The organism is Planococcus sp. A6 (assembly GCF_028823615.1).
Classification (GTDB): domain Bacteria; phylum Bacillota; class Bacilli; order Bacillales_A; family Planococcaceae; genus Planococcus.
Genome location: NZ_JAPEHT010000007.1, coordinates 1 through 22,356, shown reverse-complemented (window position 1 = coordinate 22,356; position 22,356 = coordinate 1). Strand labels below are relative to the sequence as shown.

At 51.5% G+C, this 22,356-nt stretch carries 20 protein-coding genes, 1 pseudogene and 1 other annotated feature; all 21 genes and pseudogenes read left to right on the top strand.

Going from position 1 to position 22,356, the window contains the following annotated elements; genetic code table 11:
* Nucleotides 1-2: 2 nt before the first annotated feature.
* The 21 genes and pseudogenes from ftsZ (at nucleotide 3) to ON064_RS01960 (ending at nucleotide 22,351) form a co-directional block, all read left to right on the top strand.
* A complete protein-coding gene (ftsZ, locus tag ON064_RS02060) occupies nucleotides 3-1,193 on the top strand; it encodes a cell division protein FtsZ (RefSeq protein ID WP_058383516.1) in 1,191 nt (396 codons plus the stop codon).
* 117 nt (nucleotides 1,194-1,310) lie between these two features.
* A complete protein-coding gene (locus ON064_RS02055; RefSeq protein ID WP_274623407.1) occupies nucleotides 1,311-1,982 on the top strand; it encodes a YggS family pyridoxal phosphate-dependent enzyme in 672 nt (223 codons plus the stop codon).
* On the top strand, nucleotides 1,979-2,482 hold the full coding sequence (locus ON064_RS02050) for a cell division protein SepF (protein WP_058383518.1): 504 nt from the start codon (nucleotides 1,979-1,981) through the stop codon (nucleotides 2,480-2,482). The genes ON064_RS02055 and ON064_RS02050 overlap by 4 nt, the downstream gene beginning before the upstream one ends.
* 18 nt (nucleotides 2,483-2,500) lie before the next feature.
* Nucleotides 2,501-2,764: a YggT family protein gene (locus ON064_RS02045; RefSeq protein ID WP_121297754.1), complete on the top strand. Its 264-nt coding sequence runs from the start codon at nucleotides 2,501-2,503 to the stop codon at nucleotides 2,762-2,764.
* Between the two features lie 152 nt (nucleotides 2,765-2,916).
* Nucleotides 2,917-3,702, top strand: a complete 786-nt coding sequence (locus ON064_RS02040) for a YlmH family RNA-binding protein (RefSeq protein ID WP_274623406.1) — start codon at nucleotides 2,917-2,919, stop codon at nucleotides 3,700-3,702.
* Nucleotides 3,703-3,791: 89 nt separating this feature from the next.
* Complete coding sequence (locus ON064_RS02035; RefSeq protein ID WP_058383521.1) at nucleotides 3,792-4,319, top strand: DivIVA domain-containing protein; 528 nt, start codon at nucleotides 3,792-3,794, stop codon at nucleotides 4,317-4,319.
* A gap of 49 nt (nucleotides 4,320-4,368) precedes the next feature.
* Nucleotides 4,369-4,577, top strand: a binding site (T-box leader).
* A gap of 43 nt (nucleotides 4,578-4,620) precedes the next feature.
* The gene (gene ileS, locus ON064_RS02030; RefSeq protein ID WP_274623405.1) at nucleotides 4,621-7,383 is read left to right on the top strand and encodes an isoleucine--tRNA ligase; all 2,763 of its coding nucleotides are present in this window, start codon (nucleotides 4,621-4,623) and stop codon (nucleotides 7,381-7,383) included.
* A 104-nt stretch (nucleotides 7,384-7,487) separates the two neighbouring features.
* The gene (gene lspA, locus ON064_RS02025; RefSeq protein ID WP_175578498.1) at nucleotides 7,488-7,961 is read left to right on the top strand and encodes a signal peptidase II; all 474 of its coding nucleotides are present in this window, start codon (nucleotides 7,488-7,490) and stop codon (nucleotides 7,959-7,961) included.
* Complete coding sequence (locus tag ON064_RS02020) at nucleotides 7,961-8,863, top strand: RluA family pseudouridine synthase (protein ID WP_274623404.1); 903 nt, start codon at nucleotides 7,961-7,963, stop codon at nucleotides 8,861-8,863. The genes lspA and ON064_RS02020 overlap by 1 nt, the downstream gene beginning before the upstream one ends.
* A 218-nt stretch (nucleotides 8,864-9,081) precedes the next feature.
* Nucleotides 9,082-9,621: a bifunctional pyr operon transcriptional regulator/uracil phosphoribosyltransferase PyrR gene (gene pyrR / locus ON064_RS02015; RefSeq protein ID WP_058383525.1), complete on the top strand. Its 540-nt coding sequence runs from the start codon at nucleotides 9,082-9,084 to the stop codon at nucleotides 9,619-9,621.
* Nucleotides 9,622-9,651: 30 nt separating this feature from the next.
* Nucleotides 9,652-10,926 carry a solute carrier family 23 protein gene (locus ON064_RS02010; RefSeq protein ID WP_274623403.1) on the top strand — a complete coding sequence of 425 codons (1,275 nt, stop codon included), beginning with the start codon at nucleotides 9,652-9,654 and terminating at the stop codon, nucleotides 10,924-10,926.
* A 135-nt stretch (nucleotides 10,927-11,061) separates the two neighbouring features.
* Nucleotides 11,062-11,931: an aspartate carbamoyltransferase catalytic subunit gene (locus ON064_RS02005; protein ID WP_274623427.1), complete on the top strand. Its 870-nt coding sequence runs from the start codon at nucleotides 11,062-11,064 to the stop codon at nucleotides 11,929-11,931.
* A 1-nt stretch (nucleotide 11,932) separates the two neighbouring features.
* On the top strand, nucleotides 11,933-13,207 hold the full coding sequence (locus tag ON064_RS02000; protein WP_274623402.1) for a dihydroorotase: 1,275 nt from the start codon (nucleotides 11,933-11,935) through the stop codon (nucleotides 13,205-13,207).
* Entirely contained in the window at nucleotides 13,207-14,301 is a 1,095-nt protein-coding gene (locus tag ON064_RS01995) for a carbamoyl phosphate synthase small subunit (protein ID WP_274623401.1), read from the top strand. The genes ON064_RS02000 and ON064_RS01995 overlap by 1 nt, the downstream gene beginning before the upstream one ends.
* Complete coding sequence (gene carB, locus ON064_RS01990) at nucleotides 14,294-17,482, top strand: carbamoyl-phosphate synthase large subunit (protein ID WP_274623400.1); 3,189 nt, start codon at nucleotides 14,294-14,296, stop codon at nucleotides 17,480-17,482. Before ON064_RS01995 ends, carB begins: the two co-directional genes overlap by 8 nt.
* Nucleotides 17,479-18,246 (top strand): dihydroorotate dehydrogenase electron transfer subunit, encoded by a 768-nt coding sequence (locus ON064_RS01985; protein WP_274623399.1) that lies wholly within the window; start codon nucleotides 17,479-17,481, stop codon nucleotides 18,244-18,246. The genes carB and ON064_RS01985 overlap by 4 nt, the downstream gene beginning before the upstream one ends.
* Nucleotides 18,243-19,128 (top strand): annotated as a pseudogene (locus ON064_RS01980) (dihydroorotate dehydrogenase). Before ON064_RS01985 ends, ON064_RS01980 begins: the two are co-directional and overlap by 4 nt.
* The gene (gene pyrF / locus ON064_RS01975; protein WP_274623398.1) at nucleotides 19,125-19,817 is read left to right on the top strand and encodes an orotidine-5'-phosphate decarboxylase; all 693 of its coding nucleotides are present in this window, start codon (nucleotides 19,125-19,127) and stop codon (nucleotides 19,815-19,817) included. Before ON064_RS01980 ends, pyrF begins: the two are co-directional and overlap by 4 nt.
* Nucleotides 19,814-20,428 carry an orotate phosphoribosyltransferase gene (gene pyrE, locus ON064_RS01970; protein ID WP_274623397.1) on the top strand — a complete coding sequence of 205 codons (615 nt, stop codon included), beginning with the start codon at nucleotides 19,814-19,816 and terminating at the stop codon, nucleotides 20,426-20,428. Before pyrF ends, pyrE begins: the two co-directional genes overlap by 4 nt.
* Nucleotides 20,429-20,537: 109 nt before the next feature.
* The gene (locus ON064_RS01965; RefSeq protein ID WP_274623396.1) at nucleotides 20,538-21,872 is read left to right on the top strand and encodes a D-serine ammonia-lyase; all 1,335 of its coding nucleotides are present in this window, start codon (nucleotides 20,538-20,540) and stop codon (nucleotides 21,870-21,872) included.
* Nucleotides 21,873-21,940: 68 nt separating this feature from the next.
* Entirely contained in the window at nucleotides 21,941-22,351 is a 411-nt protein-coding gene (locus ON064_RS01960; protein WP_121297743.1) for a VOC family protein, read from the top strand.
* Nucleotides 22,352-22,356 lie beyond the last annotated feature (5 nt).

The following is a 22,356-nucleotide window of genomic DNA, read 5'->3' as shown; positions in this document are numbered from 1 at the left end:
GAATGTTGGAATTTGATACAAATATCGATGCATTAGCCGTAATTAAAGTCATTGGTGTCGGTGGCGGCGGAAACAACGCAGTCAACCGGATGATCGAACATGGAGTTCAAGGGGTGGAATTCATCGCTGTCAACACAGACGCGCAAGCCTTGAACCTTTCGAAAGCGGAAACACGCCTGCAAATCGGCGGAAAATTGACGCGCGGCCTTGGCGCCGGAGCTAACCCGGACGTCGGGAAAAAAGCAGCGGAAGAAAGCAAAGAACAGATCGAAGAAGCTTTGCGCGGAGCCGACATGGTCTTCGTCACTGCCGGTATGGGTGGCGGCACTGGTACGGGTGCTGCACCTGTCATCGCAGGCATCGCAAAAGAACTCGGCGCATTGACAGTGGGCGTCGTTACTCGCCCGTTCACATTCGAAGGACGCAAGCGTTCGACTCAGGCCATCGGCGGAATCGCGACAATGAAAGAATCAGTCGATACATTGATCGTCATCCCGAACGACCGTCTACTTGAAATCGTCGACAAAAACACGCCGATGCTTGAAGCATTCCGTGAAGCGGATAATGTCCTTCGCCAAGGTGTACAAGGCATCTCTGACTTGATCGCAGTTCCTGGTCTTATCAACCTTGACTTTGCCGATGTGAAAACGATCATGTCGAACAAAGGATCAGCACTTATGGGCATCGGTGTCTCTTCTGGAGAAAACCGTGCTGCCGAAGCAGCGAAAAAAGCTGTATCGAGCCCATTGCTTGAAGTATCTGTCGATGGGGCAAAAGGCGTCTTGATGAACATTACAGGCGGTTCGAACTTGAGCTTGTATGAAGTACAGGAAGCAGCCGATATCGTCGCTTCCGCCTCTGATGAAGAAGTGAACATGATCTTCGGTTCCGTTATCAACGACAACTTGAAAGATGAAATCGTCGTCACGGTTATCGCTACTGGATTCAACGAAGAACAATTGAACCCTGCTGGACGCGCACCACGCGGATCTGGATTGAACGCAAACCGTATCCAATCGATCCAGCAGCAAAACCCGGCTCCTTCCATTCGTGAAGCACGCCGCGAAGAACAGTCCCAGCGCCGCGAAGAGCAAACTCCTTATTACAACCAGGAGCCTCAGCGCCAGGATAAGCAAAGTGAAGACGCGTTGGACATCCCGACATTCCTGCGCAACAGACAAAAACGCCGTTAATATGAAAGCAGCTGCCAATTTGGCGGCTGTCTTTATTGTTTTAATGCCAGGCTGAATTGATAAATCAGCTTCGGCTTGGTACAATAAAGTGAACGTCTATAGAAAAGTTGTGAGCAGATGAAAGCGATTAAACCGAAGTTTGAAGAAATGACCCATACATTAAATCAAATCCATAGCGGCATTGAAATCGTCGCAGTCACAAAACAAGTCGGAATCGATAGAACCCAGGAAGCCGTCGATGCGGGCATCCGCCATCTCGGTGAAAACCGTCCGGAAGGCCTCAAGATGAAGCATGGGGAGATCAAAGGCGATGTCGTTTGGCATTATGTCGGTACGCTTCAGTCGCGGAAAGTCAAGGAAGTGATCGGTCTGATCGATTATCTTCATTCACTGGATCGACTGAGCCTGGCGAAAGAAATCCAAAAACGTGCCGATAAGCCAGTCAATTGCTTTATCCAAGTCAATGTTTCCGGCGAAGATTCCAAGAGCGGCTTTTCTCCTGAGGAAGTTCCCGCATTTATCGAATCCCTAAAGGATTTCGATAAAGTGCATGTGGTCGGTTTGATGACCATGGCCCCGAACACAGAAGATGAAGCTTTATTGAGAGCGACTTTTAAAGGTTTGAAAGACTTGCAGCTGCAAATCGCAGCGAACAACTGGGAGCACGCCCCTTGCACAGAATTGTCGATGGGCATGTCCAATGATTACCTGATTGCGGCTGAAGAAGGCGCGACGTTCGTTCGCGTCGGGACCGCATTGGTAGGGTCGGAAAGTGAGGCGGAAAGATGAGCATGAAAGATAAATTTAAGAATTTCTTTTATCTGGACGAGTACGAGGAAGAGCCCGTCCAGGAAGAACGCAAGCAGCGGCCCGTGCAGCGTTATGAGAAGCCTGCCCCGGCAGCTGCCGAACAGCCGCAGAAGAAAGCACCGAAAGCACCAAAGCCAGTGAAAGAACGCCGTGAGAATTTGGAGGAACCTACCGTGCAGAATTTAGTCAATTTGCAGAATTCATCTGCTTCTTCATCGAAAGTCAGTTTGGCGGAACCGCGCGTCTATGCGGAAGCGCAGGATATTGCAGAAAGCTTGAAAACAAAACAGGCCGTCGTGGTCAACTTGCAGCGCATTGAACGGGACCAAGGCCTCCGGATCATCGATTTCCTGAGCGGCACCGTCTATGCACTAGGTGGGGACATTCAACGTATCGGGACGGACATTTTCCTATGCGTGCCGGACACGGTCGAAGTGGATGGCGCCATCTCCGATTATTATCACGACGATCAACAATAGAAAGGTGCTAAAAATCGAATGTATCTTCTTGTAAATTTATTATTGAGCGCTATTAACATCTACTTTTATATCCTAATTATCAGCGTCTTCATGAGCTGGGTGCCGAGCATCAAGGAATCTGCTTTCGGTCAGATGATCTCCCGGATTACCGATCCTTATTTGGATATTTTTCGCCGCTTCATCCCGCCGATCGGCATGATCGATATCTCGCCGATTGTGGCCATTTTCACATTAAGCCTCGCAAGCCAAGGGATCATTACATTGGCTGAGTACCTTCTCTGACAAGAAGCTGAATAAAGAGCAGCTGATATAGGAAGACGGAGAATCCATTTCTCTGTCTTTTTTATTTGCGGCAAACTACGAAAGGGTTTTTCTGCTGTTTGTAGAATGCTTGTTAAACTAAGAACGAATCCAACAACCGGAGGGAACGGCCCATGGAAGAGATATTCCAGCATTTTCGCAAAGACGAACAACAATTTATCGAGCAGGCATCGGACTGGCTGCGAGATGTAGAAGATATGTATGCGCCGAAGCTCACCGACTTTCTGGACCCGCGCCAGCGCTTTATCGTCAAATCGCTGATCGGCGGCAGGGAAGTGGAAATGGCTGCTTCCGGCTTGTTCAGCCAGGCAGAGCGCCAGCGCGTCTTGCTGCATCCTTCGTATTACGTTCCGGAAGAAAGTGATTTCCAAGTGACTATGTTCGAGCTGCGCTACCCTGTGAAATTCGTTACCTTGAAGCATCCGGACATTCTCGGAGCGCTCATGTCGCTCGGTTTGGAACGGGGAAAATTCGGGGACATCCGGATCGGTGAAGGCACGGTGCAGCTCGCAGTGATGGAGGAAATAGCGCCGTATTTGCGCGCCAATTTTATCAGCGCCGGCAAAGTGAAAGTCCAGCTCGAAGAAGTGACCGACCCCGCCGACTATCTCCCGGTCATCGAGGAGTGGACGGAAGAGGCGCATACGGTCAGTTCGCTGCGGCTCGATACGGTCATGAGCTCGGTCTACAAAATTTCCCGCCAGAAAGCCGCGGCGCTGATCAACGGCGGGAAAGTGAAAGTCAATTGGACAGCACAAGAAAGTGTGTCGTTTGAATTGCACGAATCCGATTTGATTTCAGCGAGAGGGCTTGGGCGCGTGCAAATCATCGCGATCGAAGGGCGGACGAAAAAGGACAAGATCCGCCTGCAGGTCGGTAAATTGGAATTGAAAAAATAAAACACCGGCGAATGTGGTGAATATTACTGAAATTTCTCGCCATGACAGGTATAATGAGTGTAAACATGCAGAGAGTAAGGAGAGATACGATGCCTTTATCACCATTAGATATACATAATAAAGAGTTCAGCCGCGCATTCCGCGGTTATCAAGAAGATGAGGTCAATGAATTCCTCGAACAGATCATGAAAGATTACGAAAAAGTCATTAAAGAACGGACTGAAATGGAAGAGCGCATGAAATCCACGGATGAGCGCATGGGCCATTTCACCAATCTGGAAACGACTTTGCAGAAATCGATCTTCGTCGCTCAGGAAGCGTCAGAAGAAGTCCGCCGCAACGCCCAGAAAGAAGCGGATTTGATCGTCCAGGAAGCGGAGAAGAATGCAGACCGCATCGTCAATGAATCTTTGGCGAAAGCGCGCCGCATCGCGACCGAAATCGAAGAGTTGAAAAAGCAGTCGAAGATTTTCCGAAATCGTTTCAAGATGCTGGTGGAAGCGCAGCTTGATTTGATTGAAACGGAAGACTGGAACACATTGCTTGAATACGACTTGGACACGGAGAATATCGACCAGATCGAAAAGAAAGAAGCCGGAAGCGCAGCGAAGGAATAAGCCCGCTCTTGACTGAGGCCCATTCTGCTTCTATAATTACGACATACTTACAAACGCATTGATGGAGACAGTACAAAACGGAAATCCGATCGAGCGAGCCGGGGGCGGTGGAAGCCTGGCGCGGTGCCGTCTTGGAAAATCACTCCTGAGCTGGACCGGTGAACGCAAGTAACCGGGCCCGTCCCCGCCACGTTACGGTGTAGAGTTGGCAGCACACAGCTGCAACAAGGGTGGTACCGCGAGCTTCTCGTCCCTTTCCAGGGATGGGGGCTTTTTATTATGCTTACAGGAGGAATGGAAAATGGATTATAAAGATACATTATTGATGCCAAAAACCGAGTTCCCGATGCGCGGCAATTTGCCGAACCGGGAACCTGAAATGCAAAAGAAATGGGAAGAAATGGACATCTATAAAAAAGTCCAGGACCGCACAAAAGGACGCCCATTTTTCGTGCTTCATGACGGTCCGCCATATGCGAACGGCGACCTTCACATGGGACACGCTTTGAACAAAGTATTGAAGGACATGATCGTCCGCTCGCGCAGCATGATGGGCTTCCACGCCCCTTATGTCCCAGGCTGGGATACACACGGTTTGCCGATCGAGCAAGCACTAACCAATAAGGGCGTGAACCGCAAAGAATTGTCACTCGCGGAATTCCGCAAGCTATGTGAGGAATATGCATACGAACAGATCGACAGCCAGCGTTCACAATTCAAACGGATCGGCGTACGCGGTGACTGGGAAAACCCATACGTCACATTGAAGCCTTCTTATGAAGCGCGCCAAATCGAAGTATTCGGCAAAATGGCCAATAAAGGCTATATCTATAAAGGCTTGAAGCCGGTCTACTGGTCCCCATCCAGTGAATCGTCTCTTGCTGAAGCGGAGATCGAGTATCACGATAAAAAATCACCATCGATCTATGTATCCTTCCCTGTTACAGACGGAAAAGGCGTTTTGGATGAAGGCGTCAAGCTGGTCATCTGGACGACGACGCCTTGGACGATCCCTGCCAACCTCGGAATCTCCGTTCATGCAGATCTGGATTACGTGGAAGTCGCTCACGGCGGTTCAAAGTTCGTCGTTGCGAAAGATTTGCTCGAAGAAGTGGCGAAAGAGCTGGAATGGACGGATTATGAAGTGGTCCGCACAGTGAAAGGCCAGGAACTGGAGCATATCCAGGCGAAACACCCATTGTATGACCGTACGTCACTCGTCATGCTTGGCGACCATGTTACGACCGATTCCGGTACAGGTTGTGTCCATACCGCTCCTGGACACGGGGAAGATGACTTCTTGATCGGCAAAAAATATGGTTTGGATGTATTGTGTCCAGTCGATGAGCGTGGCGTCATGACAGAAGAAGCGCCAGGATTTGCGGGCGAGTTCTACGACAAAGCGAATAAATCGATCACTGAAGCATTAGATGAAGCAGGCGCACTAGAAGCCTTGTCATTCATCACCCACTCCTATCCACATGACTGGCGTACGAAAAAACCGGTCATCTACCGTGCGACTGCGCAATGGTTCGTATCGATCGATGCGTTCCGTGACCAGATCTTAAAAGCAATCGATGAGACATCGTTCACTCCGGCATGGGGCGAAACACGCCTTTACAATATGCTGCGCGACCGCGGCGACTGGAACATTTCCCGCCAGCGCGTATGGGGCGTCCCGATTCCGGTATTTTATGCGGAAAACGGCGATCCGATTATCACAGAAGAAACGATTGCGCATATCGCCGATCTATTCCGCGAGCACGGATCGAACATCTGGTTCGAGCGCACGGCAGCGGAATTATTGCCGGAAGGCTTTACGCACCCGAGCAGCCCGAACGGCATCTTTACGAAAGAAATGGATATCATGGACGTTTGGTTCGATTCCGGTTCGTCCCATCAGGCAGTGCTCGATGAGCGTGAAGACCTTCAATACCCGGCTGACCTTTATCTCGAAGGCTCTGACCAATACCGCGGCTGGTTCAACTCCTCGCTTACGACGAGCGTCGCCATCAACGGCATCGCTCCGTATAAAGGCGTATTGAGCCACGGCTTTACATTGGACGGCAACGGCCGCAAAATGAGTAAATCGCTTGGCAATACAATCGTGCCGGCAAAAGTCATGAACCAAATGGGAGCGGACATCCTGCGCCTATGGGTTTCTTCTGTTGACTATACGGCAGATGTGCGCGTATCGGATGACAACTTCAAGCAAGTGTCGGAAGTGTACCGCAAAATCCGCAACACGCTGAAATTCCTTCACGGCAACTTGGCTGATTTCGATGAAACGAAAGATCGCGTGCCGTTTGAAGACATGCGCGAAATGGATCAGTACATGGTCATGAAATTGAATAAATTGATCGATACGGCTACAAAAGGCTATGACAATTATGAATTCTCCTCTGTATATCATGCATTGAATGGCTATTGCGCAAGTGACCTCAGCTCGTTCTATCTCGATGTCGCAAAAGACGTCGTCTATATCGAACGCGCTGACCATCCGCACCGCCGCGCGATGCAGACAGTGATGTTCGACAGCTTGATGGCACTCGTCAAGCTTGCTTCTCCAATCTTGCCGCATACAGCGGATGAAATGTGGTCGTATCTGGAATCCGCTTCAGAAGAAAGCGTCCAGTTGACAGACTTCCCAGAAGCTGCGGAGCGTCCTGAATTCAAGGATCTGGAAGCGAAATGGAGCCGTTTCATGGACGTCCGCGACGATGTCCTGAAAGCTTTGGAAGAAGCGCGTGCGGCAAAAACGATCGGAAAATCGCTTGAAGCGAAAGTGACGGTCTACGCAAATGAAGAACTGGCGAACTTATTGCCGGCTATCGATTCCAATCTCGCGCAATTGTTCATCGTTTCTGAATATGAATTCGGCGGCGCGAAAGAGCAAGCGCCTGAAAACGCATTGTCACTCGATGAAGTGGCAGTCGTTGTCGAAAAAGCGGAAGGCGAGAAATGTGGCCGCTGCTGGACGATCTCCAAGCATATCGGCGAATCTGATGCACATCCTGAGCTTTGCCCACGTTGTGCAGAAGTCGTTGAAATCGAATACGCTTAAGTTTGAACGGTCCGAAAGCCGGTTATCCGGTTTTCGGACTTTTTTCTTTTTTCGCCCGCTCTGTGTTAAAATGAATAGACTGATGAATGACGGAGGAAATACAAGTGATTTATTATGGGATTGCTCTACTAATTATTGCATTGGATCAATGGACCAAATGGCTGGTCGTCAAAAATATGGAGCTCGGAGAACGGATTCCTGTGCTCGAACCGTATCTGGGATGGCTTTCCCACCGCAATCGCGGCGCGGCTTGGGGAATGCTAGAAGGGCAGATGTGGCTGTTTGCCATCATCACTGTTGTAGTGATTGTGGCGATTCTGTATTATTTCCATAAGCATGCCGGTGGGCAGCCGCTGTTTCAATTGGCGCTGATGGTGCTACTAGGAGGCGCAATCGGTAATTTCATCGACCGGATGTACCGCGGGGAAGTGGTCGATTTTGTCGATGTGCTGATTCCAGTAATCAATTATGATTTTCCGATCTTCAATGTAGCGGATGCTGCATTGACCATTGGTGTCGTCTTAATGGTCATTTACGTGATCATGGATGAAAAACAACAAAAGAAAAAGGTGTCTTAATGGAAGAACTGACGATAAACATTACAGAAGAACAAAAAGGCGAGCGGATCGATAAAGTGATCTCTGCCATCGATGAGGAATGGTCGCGTTCGCAGATCAGCAATTGGGTCAAAGATGGCCATATCAAAGTAAATGGTGAAACGGTGAAGCCGAATTACAAAGTGCGCCTGCAAGATGAGATCCTCATCACGCCGCCGCTATTGGAAGAATTGGATGCAGAACCGGAAAACCTGAACCTCGATGTCGTCTACGAAGACGAAGACGTGCTCGTCGTCAACAAACCGAAAGGCATGGTCGTCCACCCGGCTCCAGGACATGCGAGCGGGACGCTCGTCAACGGCCTCATGTACCATTGCACCGATCTTTCGGGCATCAATGGCATCGTGCGCCCGGGAATCGTCCACCGCATCGATAAAGATACGTCTGGCTTATTGATGGTCGCGAAAAACGATCTCGCCCATGCATCTTTAGTGGATCAATTGGTCGAAAAATCGGTGACGCGCAAATACATCGCACTTGTCCACGGGCATATCGCCCACGACAAAGGCACCATTGATGCACCAATCGCGAGAGACCCGAAAGAGCGCCAGAAGATGGCTGTTGTCGATAAAGGGAAGCATGCGGTGACGCATTTCACTGTGCTTGAGCGTTTCGGTGATTTCACATTAGTGGAATGCCGACTTGAAACGGGACGCACGCACCAAATCCGTGTCCATATGCGTTATATCGGCTTCCCGCTTGTCGGCGACCCGAAATACGGACCGCGAAAAACGATGGATATCGGCGGTCAGGCCTTGCATGCAGCCGTCATCGGTTTTATCCATCCACGGACGAAGGAATACCTGGAGTTCTCGGCTCCTTTACCGACAGAATTCGAGGAACTTCTCGAGACTCTCCGCTAAGGGGGTTGACAAACGAAATGGCTGTTCTTTATACTTAGACCAGTCAACTGAATACGCATCACCTTTAAGAACAGTCCAGAGAGGCTGAAAAGGGATATTCGCAAAGCCGGAAGTGTGTCTTCCGGAAGGTTTTTTTCTGCGCTTATGCACCCTTCGCCTCTTCGGCGGAGGGTTTTTTCATGCAGAAATTTCGAAGCAATCATAAAGGAGTGGAACACATGGCAGAAAAAGCGGTCATTCTCGATGACAAAGCAATCGGGCGCGCAATTACACGCATCGCCCACGAAATCATCGAGCGCAATAAAGGAATCGACGGGTGCATCTTAGTCGGGATCAAGACAAGGGGCGCATTCATCGCCAAGCGTTTGGCGGAGAAAATCGAACAAATCGAAGGCAAACCCATTCTGACAGGGGAACTGGACATCACGCTTTACCGGGATGATTTAAGCCAGAAAAACCCGGGCCAGGAACCGCTTGTCCAGCAAGTCGATATCGAACACAGCATTAAAGACCAGAAAGTCATCCTGGTCGATGATGTTCTCTACACGGGCCGCACTGTCCGCGCAGCAATGGACGCGGTCATGGACCTCGGCCGGCCGGCACAGATACAGCTCGCCGTATTGATCGACCGGGGACACCGGGAGTTGCCGATTCGCTCCGATTATGTCGGAAAAAACATCCCGACCTCGAGTGAAGAACGGATCGTGGTCGAGATGACAGAAAGCGACAGCACCGACCGTGTCACCATCAACGACTAAGAATTACTATAGAGACAGGGGAGAAACAGCTTGAGCAATGCCATTCTAGACATACACGATAAACCAAAAACGGGGCAATGGATTTCCCTTAGCCTGCAGCACATGTTCGCCATGTTCGGCGCAACAATCCTGGTGCCGCAGCTGGTTGGCTTGAGCCCCGCGATTGCGCTATTGACGAGCGGCATCGCCACCATCATCTTCGTCCTCATCACGCAATTCAAAGTGCCGGCTTACCTCGGATCTTCATTCGCCTTTATTGTCCCGATACAAATCGCCACGGAAACAGGCGGCATCGGCTCGGCGATGATCGGCGCGATGTTCGTCTCGCTCGTCTACGCCATCGTTTCGCTGATCATCTGGAAGACCGGCTACAAATGGCTCATGAAACTGCTGCCGCCGATCGTTGTCGGCCCGGTCATCATTGTTATCGGACTGGCCCTGTCCGGAACGGCGGTCGACATGGCCATGAATATCCCAACGGTAGACGGAGGCTCTGAATACAGCTTACTGCATTTCTCAGCCGCACTTGTCACACTCGCCACGGCCATCATCTGCAATATTTACTTCAAGAATATCATCTCGCTCATGCCAATCTTGATCGGTATCATTGCAGGTTATGCCTATTCAACACTGATCGGCATTATCGATTTTGCTCCAGTGGCAGCGGCCAGCTGGTTCCAAGTACCGGAATTTTTACTGCCGGGAATTGATTACTCTTTCCAAGTGACACCGACACTGTTGTTCGTCATGGTGCCAATCGCCATCGTCACGATTTCTGAGCATATCGGGCATCAGCTTGTCCTCGGTAAGATTGTCGATCGCAACTACATAAAAGATCCCGGCCTTCATCGCTCGATTTTAGGAGACGGAATCGGGACGTTCATCTCCTCGCTTGTCGGAGGCCCGCCGAAAACGACATACGGCGAGAACATCGGCGTACTTGCCATCACGAAAGTGTTCAGCGTCTATGTCATTCTGGGTGCTGCGGTATTCGCCATCCTGTTCTCGTTCTTCGGAAAATTGATGGCGGTCATCGACACGATTCCGACAGCAGTGCTCGGGGGTATCTCGATCCTGTTGTTCGGTATCATCGCTTCGTCCGGACTACGGATGCTGGTCGATAACGGCATCGACTTCGGCAATAACCGCAACTTGGTCATCTCGTCGGTCATCCTGGTCATCGGGATCGGCGGCGCGAAACTCGAGTTCAGCGAATCGTTCGCGATCGAAGGAATGGCGCTCGTAATCTTGAACTTAATCCTGCCTGGTCTTGATAAACAGGAATTGGATGATGGAACTGAATAAACTTACCTTTTAAGGAATGTCCAGAGAGGCATGGAAAGGGTTATGGATAGGGGTGCAGTCTACCCTTATTTCCTTACACCTTCCTGCCCCTGGGAAGGTGTTTTTTTGTACAGTCAACGAAAGGGCGTGAGCAAATTGCCGAATCTGTTAACGATGAATAATCTTGAAAACGACAAAATCATGAACTTGCTGAAGCGAGCCGAGCAGTTCGAAAGGGGCGAAAAAGCGTCACTCGAGGGGGCGGTCGTCAATTTATTTTTCGAACCGAGCACACGGACGAAAATGAGCTTTGAGATGGCTGAACATCGTCTTGGACTATCCGTACTGCCATTCGAAACGGCCTTTTCCAGCATCCTAAAAGGCGAAACGCTCTATGACACGGTGAAAACGATGGAAGCGATCGGCGTCAAGGCGGTCATCATCCGCCACGAGGAAGAAGAATATTACCAGCAGCTAGCAGGCTGCAAGGTAGCGGTCATCAACGGCGGTGATGGCTCGGGCCAGCACCCGACGCAATCGCTGCTCGATCTGTACACGATTCATCAGGAGTTTGGCCGCATCGATGGCATCCACGTAACAATTGTCGGGGATATCGCCCATAGCCGTGTCGCCAAGTCGAATGCAGCCGCACTGAAACAGCTCGGCGCGAAAGTCAGCTTCGTGTGCCCGGAGGAATGGAGCGGCGAGTACGACACAACCGATGATTTGGATGCCTTGATCGGCGAAACGGACGTCGTTATGATGCTCCGCGTGCAGCATGAACGGCACGCCGTCTCCGCACTATTTTCCAAAGAACGCTACCATATTGAGTTCGGGTTGACAGAAGCACGCGAGCGCAAAATGAAAAAAGACGCCATCATCATGCATCCGGCACCAATCAACCGGGGAGTGGAGATTGCGAATTCGCTCGTCGAATGCCAGCGTTCAAGAATCTTCAAACAAATGGAAAACGGCGTCTTCGTCCGGATGGCCGTACTCGAATATGCAATGAAAGGGAGAGAATAAAATGGGATTATTCATTAAGAACGTAAAGATGTTGAACGGGGAACAATTGGAGGAAACGAACATCCGCGTCAAGGATGGCCGCATCGAGGAGATCGGCGCACACTTGAACGGGCAGGGAGAAACGGAAATCGACGGCAAAGGCCGAATGATCGCACCAGGGTTTGTGGACGTCCATGTCCATCTGCGTGAACCGGGGGGAGAAAAAAAGGAAACCATTGAAAGCGGCACGAAGTCAGCGGCACGCGGCGGTTATACGACCATCTGCGCCATGCCGAATACACGGCCGGTACCCGACACGAAAGAAAATCTCGATCACGTCAACGGCTTGATCGAAAAAAATGCGCTCATCCGGGTTTTGCCGTATGCATCCATCACGATCCGCGAAGCGGGCAAAGAACGGACCAATTTGAAAGAACTGAAAGAACATGGCGCCTTTGCGTTCACGGACGACGGCGTTGGCATCCAGGAAGCAGGAATGATGCTCGAGACGATGAAAGAAGCCGCAGACCTCGATATGACTGTCGTCGCCCATTGCGAAGACAACAGCCTGATCTACGGCGGCGTCATGCATGATGGCAAGCGAAGCCGCGAGCTGGGCTTGCCTGGAATCCCGTCTGTTGCGGAATCAGTGCATATCGCACGCGATATCCTGCTCGCTGAGGCGGCTGGCGCCCATTATCACGTCTGCCATGTCAGCACGAAAGAGTCGGTGCGTGTCATCCGCGACGCAAAACGGGCAGGCGTCCGCGTCACGGCGGAAGTGACGCCCCATCATCTATTGTTAACGGAAGATGACATCCCAGGCGACGACGCGAATTACAAAATGAACCCGCCGCTTCGCGCACAGGAAGATTACGAAGCGCTTCACGAAGGGCTGCTCGACGGCACACTTGATTTTATTGCGACGGACCACGCCCCGCATGCTGCGGAAGAAAAAGCGAACGGCATGGAAAAAGCGCCATTCGGCATCGTCGGATTCGAAACGGCGTTCCCGCTCCTGTATACGGAATTTGTCCAAAGCGGCAAATGGACTCTTGGGCAATTGATCGGCTGGCTGACGAAAAAGCCGGCAGATGTGTTCGGCCTTCCATACGGGACGATTGAGGCAGGACAAGCAGCCGACCTGGTGCTGCTCGACTTGGACAAACAGCAGGAAATCCGCCCGGAAGATTTCCTTTCCAAAGGAACGAATACGCCATTTGGCGGACAAACTTGCACCGGCTGGCCAGTAATGACCATTTTCGGCGGTGACATCGCATGGCAGGAGGAAAACTGATGAAACGTTATTTGATCTTAGAAGACGGCACAGTATTCACGGGGGAAGCATTCGGCGCACAAACGGCATCATTCGGGGAAGTGGTGTTCAATACGAGCATGACTGGCTATCAGGAAATTCTCTCCGATCCATCCTATTGCGGGCAGATCGTCACGATGACATACCCGCTGCAAGGCAATTACGGAATCAATAGCGACGATTTCGAATCGATCGACCCAGCCGTGAAAGGCATGGTCGTCCGGGAAGCAGCGGATTTCCCGTCGAATTTCAGAAGCACCATGAGCTTGAGCGAATTGCTCGAGAAAAAAGGCATCCCTGGTATCGCCGGAATCGATACGCGAAAGCTGACTCGGCTGATCCGCGTCAACGGATCGATCAAAGGCATCTTGACGGCTGCTGGCGAAGAGCCGGATGTGGAACAAGTGGTCGAGAAGCTGAAAGAAACCCCTTTGCCGACTGACCAAGTGGCGCAAGTATCGATTACACGCCCTTACCCAAGCCCGGGACGCGGCAAGCGCGTCGTCTTGATCGATTACGGCATGAAGCATGGGATTTTGCGCGAGCTGAATAAACGCAAATGCGACGTCATCGTCGTGCCGCATAATACGAGCGCGCAGGAAATTCTCGCCTGGGGCCCAGACGGCGTCATGCTGTCAAACGGCCCAGGAGACCCGAAAAACGTTCCCGAATGTGTGGAAGTCGTCGGCGAATTGCTCGGCGAAGTGCCGATTTTCGGGATTTGCCTCGGCCATCAATTATTCGCAAGAGCGTGCGGTGCCGAGACGTTCAAGCTGAAGTTCGGCCACCGGGGCGGCAACCACCCGGTGCGCGATCTGGTCACCGGCAAAATCGAAATCACCTCACAAAACCACGGCTACGCAGTTGATGAAGAAACCTTGCAAGGCACGCGCCTAAAAGTGACACATAGTGCACTCAATGACGGAACGAACGAAGGACTCGCGCACCTTGATTACCCAGCCTTCACCGTCCAGTACCATCCGGAATCCTCACCGGGACCGGAAGACTCAAACTATCTATTCGACCGATTTTTGGAAATGATGAACGCACAGCGGAAGGAGCAACAACATGCCTAAAAGACAAGATATCAAAAGCATCTTCGTAATTGGTTCAGGCCCGATCGTCATCGGCCAAGCTGCAGAATTCGACTATGCGGGCACACAAGCCTGTCTCGCCTTGAAAGAAGAAGGCTACCGCGTCATTTTGATCAACTCCAACCCAGCCACGATCATGACCGATACCGAAATCGCCGATAAAGTGTATATCGAGCCAATCACTTTGGAATTCGTCAGCCGCATCCTTAGAAAAGAGCGGCCGGATGCACTGCTTGCGACTCTCGGCGGGCAGACAGGGCTCAACATGGCCATCGAATTGGACGAATCCGGAATTTTGGATGAACTGGATATTGAAATCTTAGGAACCAAGCTGGAAGCGATCCATAAAGCGGAAGACCGCGATTTGTTCCGCACCTTGATGAACGAACTCGGGGAACCGGTACCGGATTCTGATATCATCCATAATATGGAAGAAGCGAAGCGTTTTGTGGAGAGAATCGGCTATCCGGTCATCGTCCGACCAGCCTTTACACTTGGCGGAACGGGCGGCGGCATCTGCCATAACGACGAACAACTGCATGAAATCGTGGCATCAGGATTGAAGTACAGCCCGGTGACGCAATGCTTGCTGGAAAAATCGATTGCCGGTTTCAAAGAAATCGAATACGAAGTGATGCGCGATGCGGAAGATACCGCCATCGTCGTCTGTAATATGGAAAATATCGATCCGGTCGGCATCCATACCGGCGACTCAATCGTCGTCGCACCGAGCCAAACCTTATCGGATCGTGAATACCAAATGCTCCGCAACGTGTCATTGAAAATCATCCGCGCCTTGAAAATCGAGGGCGGATGCAACGTCCAGCTCGCGCTCGACCCGCATAGCTTCGATTATTACATCATCGAGGTGAACCCGCGCGTCAGTCGTTCCTCTGCACTGGCATCCAAAGCGACTGGCTACCCGATCGCCAAACTGGCGGCCAAAATCGCGGTCGGTTTGACGCTTGGCGAAATGATGAACCCGGTGACAGGGCGTACTTACGCCGCATTCGAACCGGCGCTCGACTATGTCGTATCGAAAATCCCGCGCTGGCCTTTCGATAAATTCGAAGCAGCCAAACGTAACCTCGGCACGCAGATGAAAGCAACCGGCGAAGTCATGGCGATGGGCCGGACGTTCGAGGAATCGATGCTGAAAGCGGTCCGTTCGCTCGAAACAGGACAATTCCATCTGGAGCTGAAAAACGGCACGGACATGAGCGACGAATGGATCGAAAAACGCATCCGCAAAGCCGGCGACGAGCGGCTGTTCTTTATCGGCGAAGCGCTGCGCCGCGGGGTAACGATCGAAACGATTCACGACTGGAGCCAAATCGATTTGTTCTTCCTGGAGAAGTTCGACAAAATCGTTCGCTTTGAAGAAGTCTTGCAGCAAAATCCGTTTGATTATGATACGACGAGAAAAGCCAAACGCATGGGCTTTGCAGATAGAACAATCGCCAAGCTATGGTCATCAGAAGAAGCGAAAGTATACGAGTGGCGTAAAGCACAGGGCTTAATGCCTGTCTATAAAATGGTCGACACATGCGCTGCGGAATTCGAATCGGAAACGCCTTATTTCTACGCCAGCTACGAAGACGAAAACGAATCGATCCGCACCGACAAAGAAAGCGTCATCGTGCTCGGATCAGGCCCGATCCGCATCGGCCAAGGCGTCGAATTTGATTACGCAACGGTCCATTCCGTCTGGGCGATCAAAGAAGCGGGCTATGAAGCGATCATCATTAACAACAACCCGGAGACGGTGTCGACTGATTTCTCCATTTCCGACAAGCTCTACTTTGAACCGCTGACAATTGAAGATGTCATGCACATCATCGACCTCGAACAACCGAAAGGCGTCGTCGTCCAGTTCGGTGGGCAGACAGCAATCAACTTGGCCGATAAGCTCGAGAAAAACGGCGTGAAGATTCTCGGCACGACGCTTGAAGACATCGACAGAGCGGAAAACCGCAATAAATTCGAAGCGGCGCTCCATGAAATCGGCATCCCGCAGCCGCTCGGCAAAACGGCGGTATCGACAGAAGAAGCGGTGGTCATCGCTTCGGACATCGGCTATCCGGTGCTGGTCCGCCCGTCTTACGTGCTAGGTGGCCGTGCGATGGAAATCGTCTACAACGAAAGCGACTTGATCCATTATATGGAACACGCCGTTGAAGCAAGCCCGGAACATCCGGTACTGGTCGACCGTTATTTGACAGGCGAGGAAATTGAAGTCGATGCCATCTGTGACGGCGAGAATGTCTTGATTCCTGGAATCATGGAACATATTGAACGGGCAGGGGTGCACTCCGGCGACTCGATTGCCGTCTATCCGCCGCAAAACATCTCGCAGCAGCAAATCGAGACTTTGACGGATTACACGACACGGCTTGCCAAAGGCTTGAACATTGTCGGCCTGTTGAACATCCAGTACGTTATCTCAAAAGGCGAGGTGTTCGTGATCGAAGTCAATCCGCGCTCAAGCCGTACGGTACCGTTCCTCAGCAAAATTACGGGCATTCCGATGGCGAATATCGCAACGAAAGCGATCTTAGGGCAAAGCATCATCGACCAAGGCTATACGACGGGGCTAGCGCCGCTGAAAAAAGGTGTCTACGTCAAAGTGCCGGTGTTCTCATTCGCGAAACTGCGCCGCGTCGATATTACGCTTGGGCCGGAAATGAAATCGACCGGGGAAGTGATGGGCAAAGACGTCACGCTTGAAAAAGCGCTCTATAAAGGATTGGCTGCGGCTGGCATGGAAGTAAAAGACCATGGCACCGTGCTTCTGACCGTCTCGGATAAGGACAAAGAAGAAGCAGTTGGGCTGGCGAAGCGCTTCCGGGACATTGGGTACCAAATTATGGCAACCGGCGGTACGGCTCAAGCTTTCGAATCTGCAGGCATTGCCGTTGCTGAAGTCGGAAAAATCGGGGCGGAAGGCCGTACTTTGCTGGATGTCATCCAAAACGGCGACGCGCAGATCGTCATCAATACGCTGACAAAAGGCAAGCAGCCGGAACGTGACGGGTTCCGCATCCGCCGGGAATCGGTTGAAAACGGCGTGCCGTGCCTGACTTCACTTGACACAGCGGAAGCGATGCTCAGAGTCATCGAATCGATGACATTCCAGGCAGAAGAAATGGGGGCAGGTGTATGATCAAACAGGAGAAAATGGCGATTGTCTCCCAAACTGAAATCGCAAAGAACATTTTTGAACTGACCGTAGCAGGATCTTTGGTACAGGAAATGAACGAACCGGGGCAATTTGTCCATGTGCGCGTGGCGGACAGCTTTGAACCGCTATTGCGCCGGCCGATCTCGGTTGCGAAAATCGACAAGGAAGCATCGAGCTTCACGATGATCTACCGTTCGGAGGGGCGCGGGACCAGCTTATTGTCCCAAAAGACAGAACGCGACACACTCGATGTCCTGGGGCCGCTCGGACATGGTTTCCCGGTTGATGAAGCTGGAAAAAAAGCTTATTTGATTGGCGGGGGGATTGGCGTGCCGCCGCTATACGAACTGGCATTGCAATTAAATGCGAGAGGTGTGGAAACCGTCCACATTCTCGGCTTCGAAAGCAGTGAAGCGGTGTTTTATGAAGACAAATTCCAGGCTCTCGGCGATACGCATATTGCGACAGTCGACGGTTCGCACGGGACTGAAGGTTTCGTGACCCATATTTTGAATGGCTTGCCGAACGATTTTGATACCTATTATTCCTGCGGGCCGACGCCGATGCTCGAAGCGGTGCAATGGGCGTACCCAGAGAAAAAAGGCTTTTTATCTTATGAACAGCGCATGGGCTGCGGCATCGGGGCATGTTTTGCTTGCGTCTGCCGGACGACTAGAAGCGAAACGGATTACATCAAAGTATGTTCAGATGGCCCCGTATTTCCAGCAGGGGTGGTGATTTCATGACGGATTTAAGCGTGAAATTGCCTGGACTCGACTTGAAAAACCCGATCATGCCCGCATCCGGCTGCTTCGGCTTCGGACAAGAATACGCAAAGCTCTATGATTTATCGAAACTTGGATCGATCATGATTAAAGCACACGCCCCGCGTTGCGGAAACTTCATCCGGCATGCTCAATGCCATCGGTCTGCAAAATCCTGGACTTGTAAAAGTAGTCGATGAACAATTGCCTTGGCTCGAACAATTTGATGTTCCCATTATCGCTAATGTGGCTGGTTCACTTGCAGAGGATTATGTAGAAGTCGCAAGAACCATTTCCAAGGCACCGAACGTCCATGCACTGGAATTGAATATTTCCTGCCCAAATGTCAAGCAGGGCGGCATCACATTCGGGACGGACCCGAATGTTGCAAAAGAATTGACACGCATGGTAAAAGACGTATCGGACGTGCCGGTTTACGTGAAATTATCGCCGAACGTCACTGATGTCGTCCAGTTGGCCAAAGCGGTCGAAGAAGGCGGGGCGGATGGGATCACGATGATCAATACACTGCTCGGCATGCGGCTTGACCCGAAAACGGGACGCCCGGTCATCGCTAATATTACAGGCGGCTTGTCAGGCCCAGCGATCAAACCGGTCGCATTGCGTATGGTTTACGAAGTGCGGCGCCATACAAAGCTGCCGATCATCGGCATGGGCGGCGTCGCGGAAGTGGATGACGTCATCGACTTTTTGTCAGCGGGAGCGAATGCTGTCGCAGTGGGAACGGCGAATTTCGTCAATCCGTTCGTATGCCCCGAGCTGATCGACAAGCTGCCGAAACGCTTGCATGAACTGGGCTATGAATCCGTTCAAGAACTCACCGGAAGGAGCCATCGCTTATGACCAGCAAACCGATCATTGCACTCGATTTCCCGTCGAAGCTCGATGTGGAAGAATTTTTATCGGAGTTCACAGAACCACTGTTTGTGAAAGTCGGAATGGAATTGTTCTACCAGGAAGGGCCGGAACTCGTCCATACATTGAATCGCTACGGCCATGATATTTTCCTGGATTTAAAATTACACGATATCCCGAATACCGTTGAAGCTGCCATGCGCCGCATCGCAGAACTCGGCGTTGATATGGTCAATGTCCACGCAGCAGGCGGCCTTGCCATGATGGAAGCCGCAAAACGCGGGCTCGCCGGTAGTGGGACAAAATTGATTGCGGTGACGCAATTGACTTCGACGAGCGAAGAACAGATGCAACAAGAGCAATTGATTTCGGTGAGCCTGGAACAATCGGTCTTGCATTACGCGAAACTGGCGAAACGGGCGGGGCTTGACGGTGTCGTCTGTTCGGTCCATGAAGCGAAAGCGATCGGCGTGGCATGCGGCGACGATTTCCTGCGCGTCACACCGGGCATCCGCCCGGCTGCATCGGAAAGCCATGACCAAAAGCGCATCGCGACACCAAGCGATGCAAAAGCACAAGGTTCGACCCATATCGTCGTCGGGAGAGCCATCACCCGCTCGGAAAACCCGCAAAAAAGCTATGATTACATCAACGGAGAATGGAGCGGTCGTTCATGAAAAAGCAAATCGCACAACAGTTATTATCCATCGGGGCAGTCGAGTTGCGCCCGAACGATCCATTTACCTGGGCATCAGGTGTCAAATCGCCGATCTATTGCGACAATCGGCTGACGATGTCTTATCCAACCGTCCGCAAGGCAATCGCTGATGGGCTCGCGGAAACGATTCGCAGGGAGTATCCGGACGCGCAAGTGATTGCGGGAACCGCGACGGCGGGCATCCCGCATGCGGCGTGGGTGGCCGAACGCCTGGATCTGCCAATGGTCTATGTGCGTTCGAAACCAAAAGGCCACGGACAATCGAATTTGATCGAAGGAAAAATCGAGCCAGGACAAAAAGCCGTCGTCATCGAAGACTTGATCTCCAAAGGCGGGTCACAAGCCTTGCAAGATGCCGGCTTTGAAGTGGCGGGAATTGCCGCCATCTTCACTTACGGGCTGCCTCAAGCACAGCAAGCGATACAGGAAGCGGGATTCACCTTCCACACCTTGACGGATTTCCCGGCACTGGTTGAACAAGCCAGGGAAAGCGGAGCGATAGCGGCAGAGGATTTGCCGATGCTCAGCGAATGGCACGAAAAACTGAAAGCTGGCGCATTGACTTCATAAGAAAACCTTCGCACATCGACAGGATGGGCGAAGGTTTTTTTCCGTTTTTTAGTTAAATAAAGAAAGCAAAAAGGGGTATGGTACAACTAACGATAAGGAGGCGGTAGACATGGGACTTACCAAACATGAAATCCACAAATGGACGGATGAACATCCGCTGATGGGGGATTTACTCGACTTGAAGCCGGTCGTCTGGCTGAACCCAAAGCGCAGGGAAATGGATCAGGTACAGGGCTTGCCAGTGACAATGCATGATTTGCAGGAGGCAGAACGCTTATGGCTGCGCTTCGCCCCGTATTTGATGAAAGTGTTTCCTGAGACAGTTGAAACAGGAGGAATCATCGAATCGGAATTGCGGGAAGCTGGCCACATGCAGCGCCAACTCGAAACGTATTACGGCGAGCAGCTGCCAGGGAAGTTATACGTTAAATGCGACAACGAACTGCCTGTGGCGGGATCGGTGAAGGCGCGCGGCGGATTTTTTGAAGTGCTGCGCTATGCAGAGAACCTGGCGCTGGAAGAAGGGCTTATCACGCGTGAGGATTCCTATGAATGGTTTGTAACGGACGAAGCTAAAAAGTTCTTCGGACTCCATTCCATCGGCGTCGGCTCGACCGGGAATTTAGGCTTGAGCATCGGCATCATCAGCGCTGAACTCGGTTTCAAGGTCTCCGTCTATATGTCAGCGGATGCCAAAGGGTGGAAAAAAGAGCTGCTGCGGAAAAAGGGAGTTCGCGTCGTCGAATTCAGCGGCGACTTCAGTGAAGCGGTCACGGCAGGGCGCGAAGAGACGCTCCATCTGCCGAACGGCTATTTTGTCGATGACGAGAAATCCCGCGAATTGTTTCTCGGCTATAGCGTGGCGGCACTTCGTTTGAAACAGCAATTGGAACAAAAGAAAGTTCCGGTAGATAAAGAGCATCCGCTATTCGTCTATTTGCCATGCGGTGTCGGCGGGGCGCCAGGGGGCATCGCATTCGGGCTGCGACACCTGTTCGGCGATCACGTCCATCCGGTGTTCATCGAACCGACGCATTCACCTGCCGTCTTGCTCGGTCTCATGACAGGCTTGAAGAGCGGCATCTGCGTCCAGGACATCGGCATCGACAATAGGACGGAGGCGGACGGGCTCGCAGTCGGCAGGGCATCAAGCTTCGCGTCCGCAAGTTCTGAACAATTGATATCGAGCATTGCGACGGTCGAAGACGAAGAGTTGTTCCCGCTGCTCGCCATGCTGAAAGATAGTGAAGGGATCAAAATCGAACCTTCCGCAGCAGCCGGATTTGCCGGGCCATTTATGATGGCAGCGACAAACTACGCTGAAGAACATGACATTGATGTGGAAAAAGCGACACATATCGTCTGGCTGACAGGAGGGGCGCTCGTGCCCGAGGAAGAGATGGCCGGATTTTATGCAAGAGGGGTAAAGAAACTGAAACGATAGGGAGGATTTTCAGTTCATTCCACGAATAGAAGAGTGAACGATAAACGAAAAAGAAGGGAAGCGGAAACATGGCTATTCAAGCGAACCAGATTTTCGTTAATTTGCCGGTTAAGGATTTGGAAAGATCGATGAAGTTTTTTGGCGAAATGGGCTTTGATTTCGATGAGCGGATGACGGATAATAACGCCACTTGCATGATCATCGGCCAAAATATGTACGCCATGCTGCTGGTAGAAGACTTCTTCAAAAGCTTCACCCATAAAGACATTGCCGATACATCCAACAGCGCAGAGGCGATCATTGCCTTATCGGCGTCTAGCCGGGAGGCCGTTGATGAATGGGTGGAAAAAGCGATGGCAGCCGGTGGCAGTTCCGCGAACGAGCCGATGGACAATAAGTTTATGTATTCCTGGAGCTTTCACGACCCGGACGGACATTTATGGGAAGTCATGTATATGGAAGACGAGGCATTCGAATAAAAAAA

Coding starts and splice junctions, on each gene's coding strand:
- ftsZ (WP_058383516.1), top strand. CDS start 3: ATGTTGGAATTTGATACAAATATCGATGCATTAGCCGTAATTAAAGTC.
- ON064_RS02055 (WP_274623407.1), top strand. CDS start 1,311: ATGAAAGCGATTAAACCGAAGTTTGAAGAAATGACCCATACATTAAAT.
- ON064_RS02050 (WP_058383518.1), top strand. CDS start 1,979: ATGAGCATGAAAGATAAATTTAAGAATTTCTTTTATCTGGACGAGTAC.
- ON064_RS02045 (WP_121297754.1), top strand. CDS start 2,501: ATGTATCTTCTTGTAAATTTATTATTGAGCGCTATTAACATCTACTTT.
- ON064_RS02040 (WP_274623406.1), top strand. CDS start 2,917: ATGGAAGAGATATTCCAGCATTTTCGCAAAGACGAACAACAATTTATC.
- ON064_RS02035 (WP_058383521.1), top strand. CDS start 3,792: ATGCCTTTATCACCATTAGATATACATAATAAAGAGTTCAGCCGCGCA.
- ileS (WP_274623405.1), top strand. CDS start 4,621: ATGGATTATAAAGATACATTATTGATGCCAAAAACCGAGTTCCCGATG.
- ON064_RS02020 (WP_274623404.1), top strand. CDS start 7,961: ATGGAAGAACTGACGATAAACATTACAGAAGAACAAAAAGGCGAGCGG.
- pyrR (WP_058383525.1), top strand. CDS start 9,082: ATGGCAGAAAAAGCGGTCATTCTCGATGACAAAGCAATCGGGCGCGCA.
- ON064_RS02000 (WP_274623402.1), top strand. CDS start 11,933: ATGGGATTATTCATTAAGAACGTAAAGATGTTGAACGGGGAACAATTG.
- ON064_RS01995 (WP_274623401.1), top strand. CDS start 13,207: ATGAAACGTTATTTGATCTTAGAAGACGGCACAGTATTCACGGGGGAA.
- carB (WP_274623400.1), top strand. CDS start 14,294: ATGCCTAAAAGACAAGATATCAAAAGCATCTTCGTAATTGGTTCAGGC.
- ON064_RS01985 (WP_274623399.1), top strand. CDS start 17,479: ATGATCAAACAGGAGAAAATGGCGATTGTCTCCCAAACTGAAATCGCA.
- pyrF (WP_274623398.1), top strand. CDS start 19,125: ATGACCAGCAAACCGATCATTGCACTCGATTTCCCGTCGAAGCTCGAT.
- pyrE (WP_274623397.1), top strand. CDS start 19,814: ATGAAAAAGCAAATCGCACAACAGTTATTATCCATCGGGGCAGTCGAG.
- ON064_RS01965 (WP_274623396.1), top strand. CDS start 20,538: ATGGGACTTACCAAACATGAAATCCACAAATGGACGGATGAACATCCG.
- ON064_RS01960 (WP_121297743.1), top strand. CDS start 21,941: ATGGCTATTCAAGCGAACCAGATTTTCGTTAATTTGCCGGTTAAGGAT.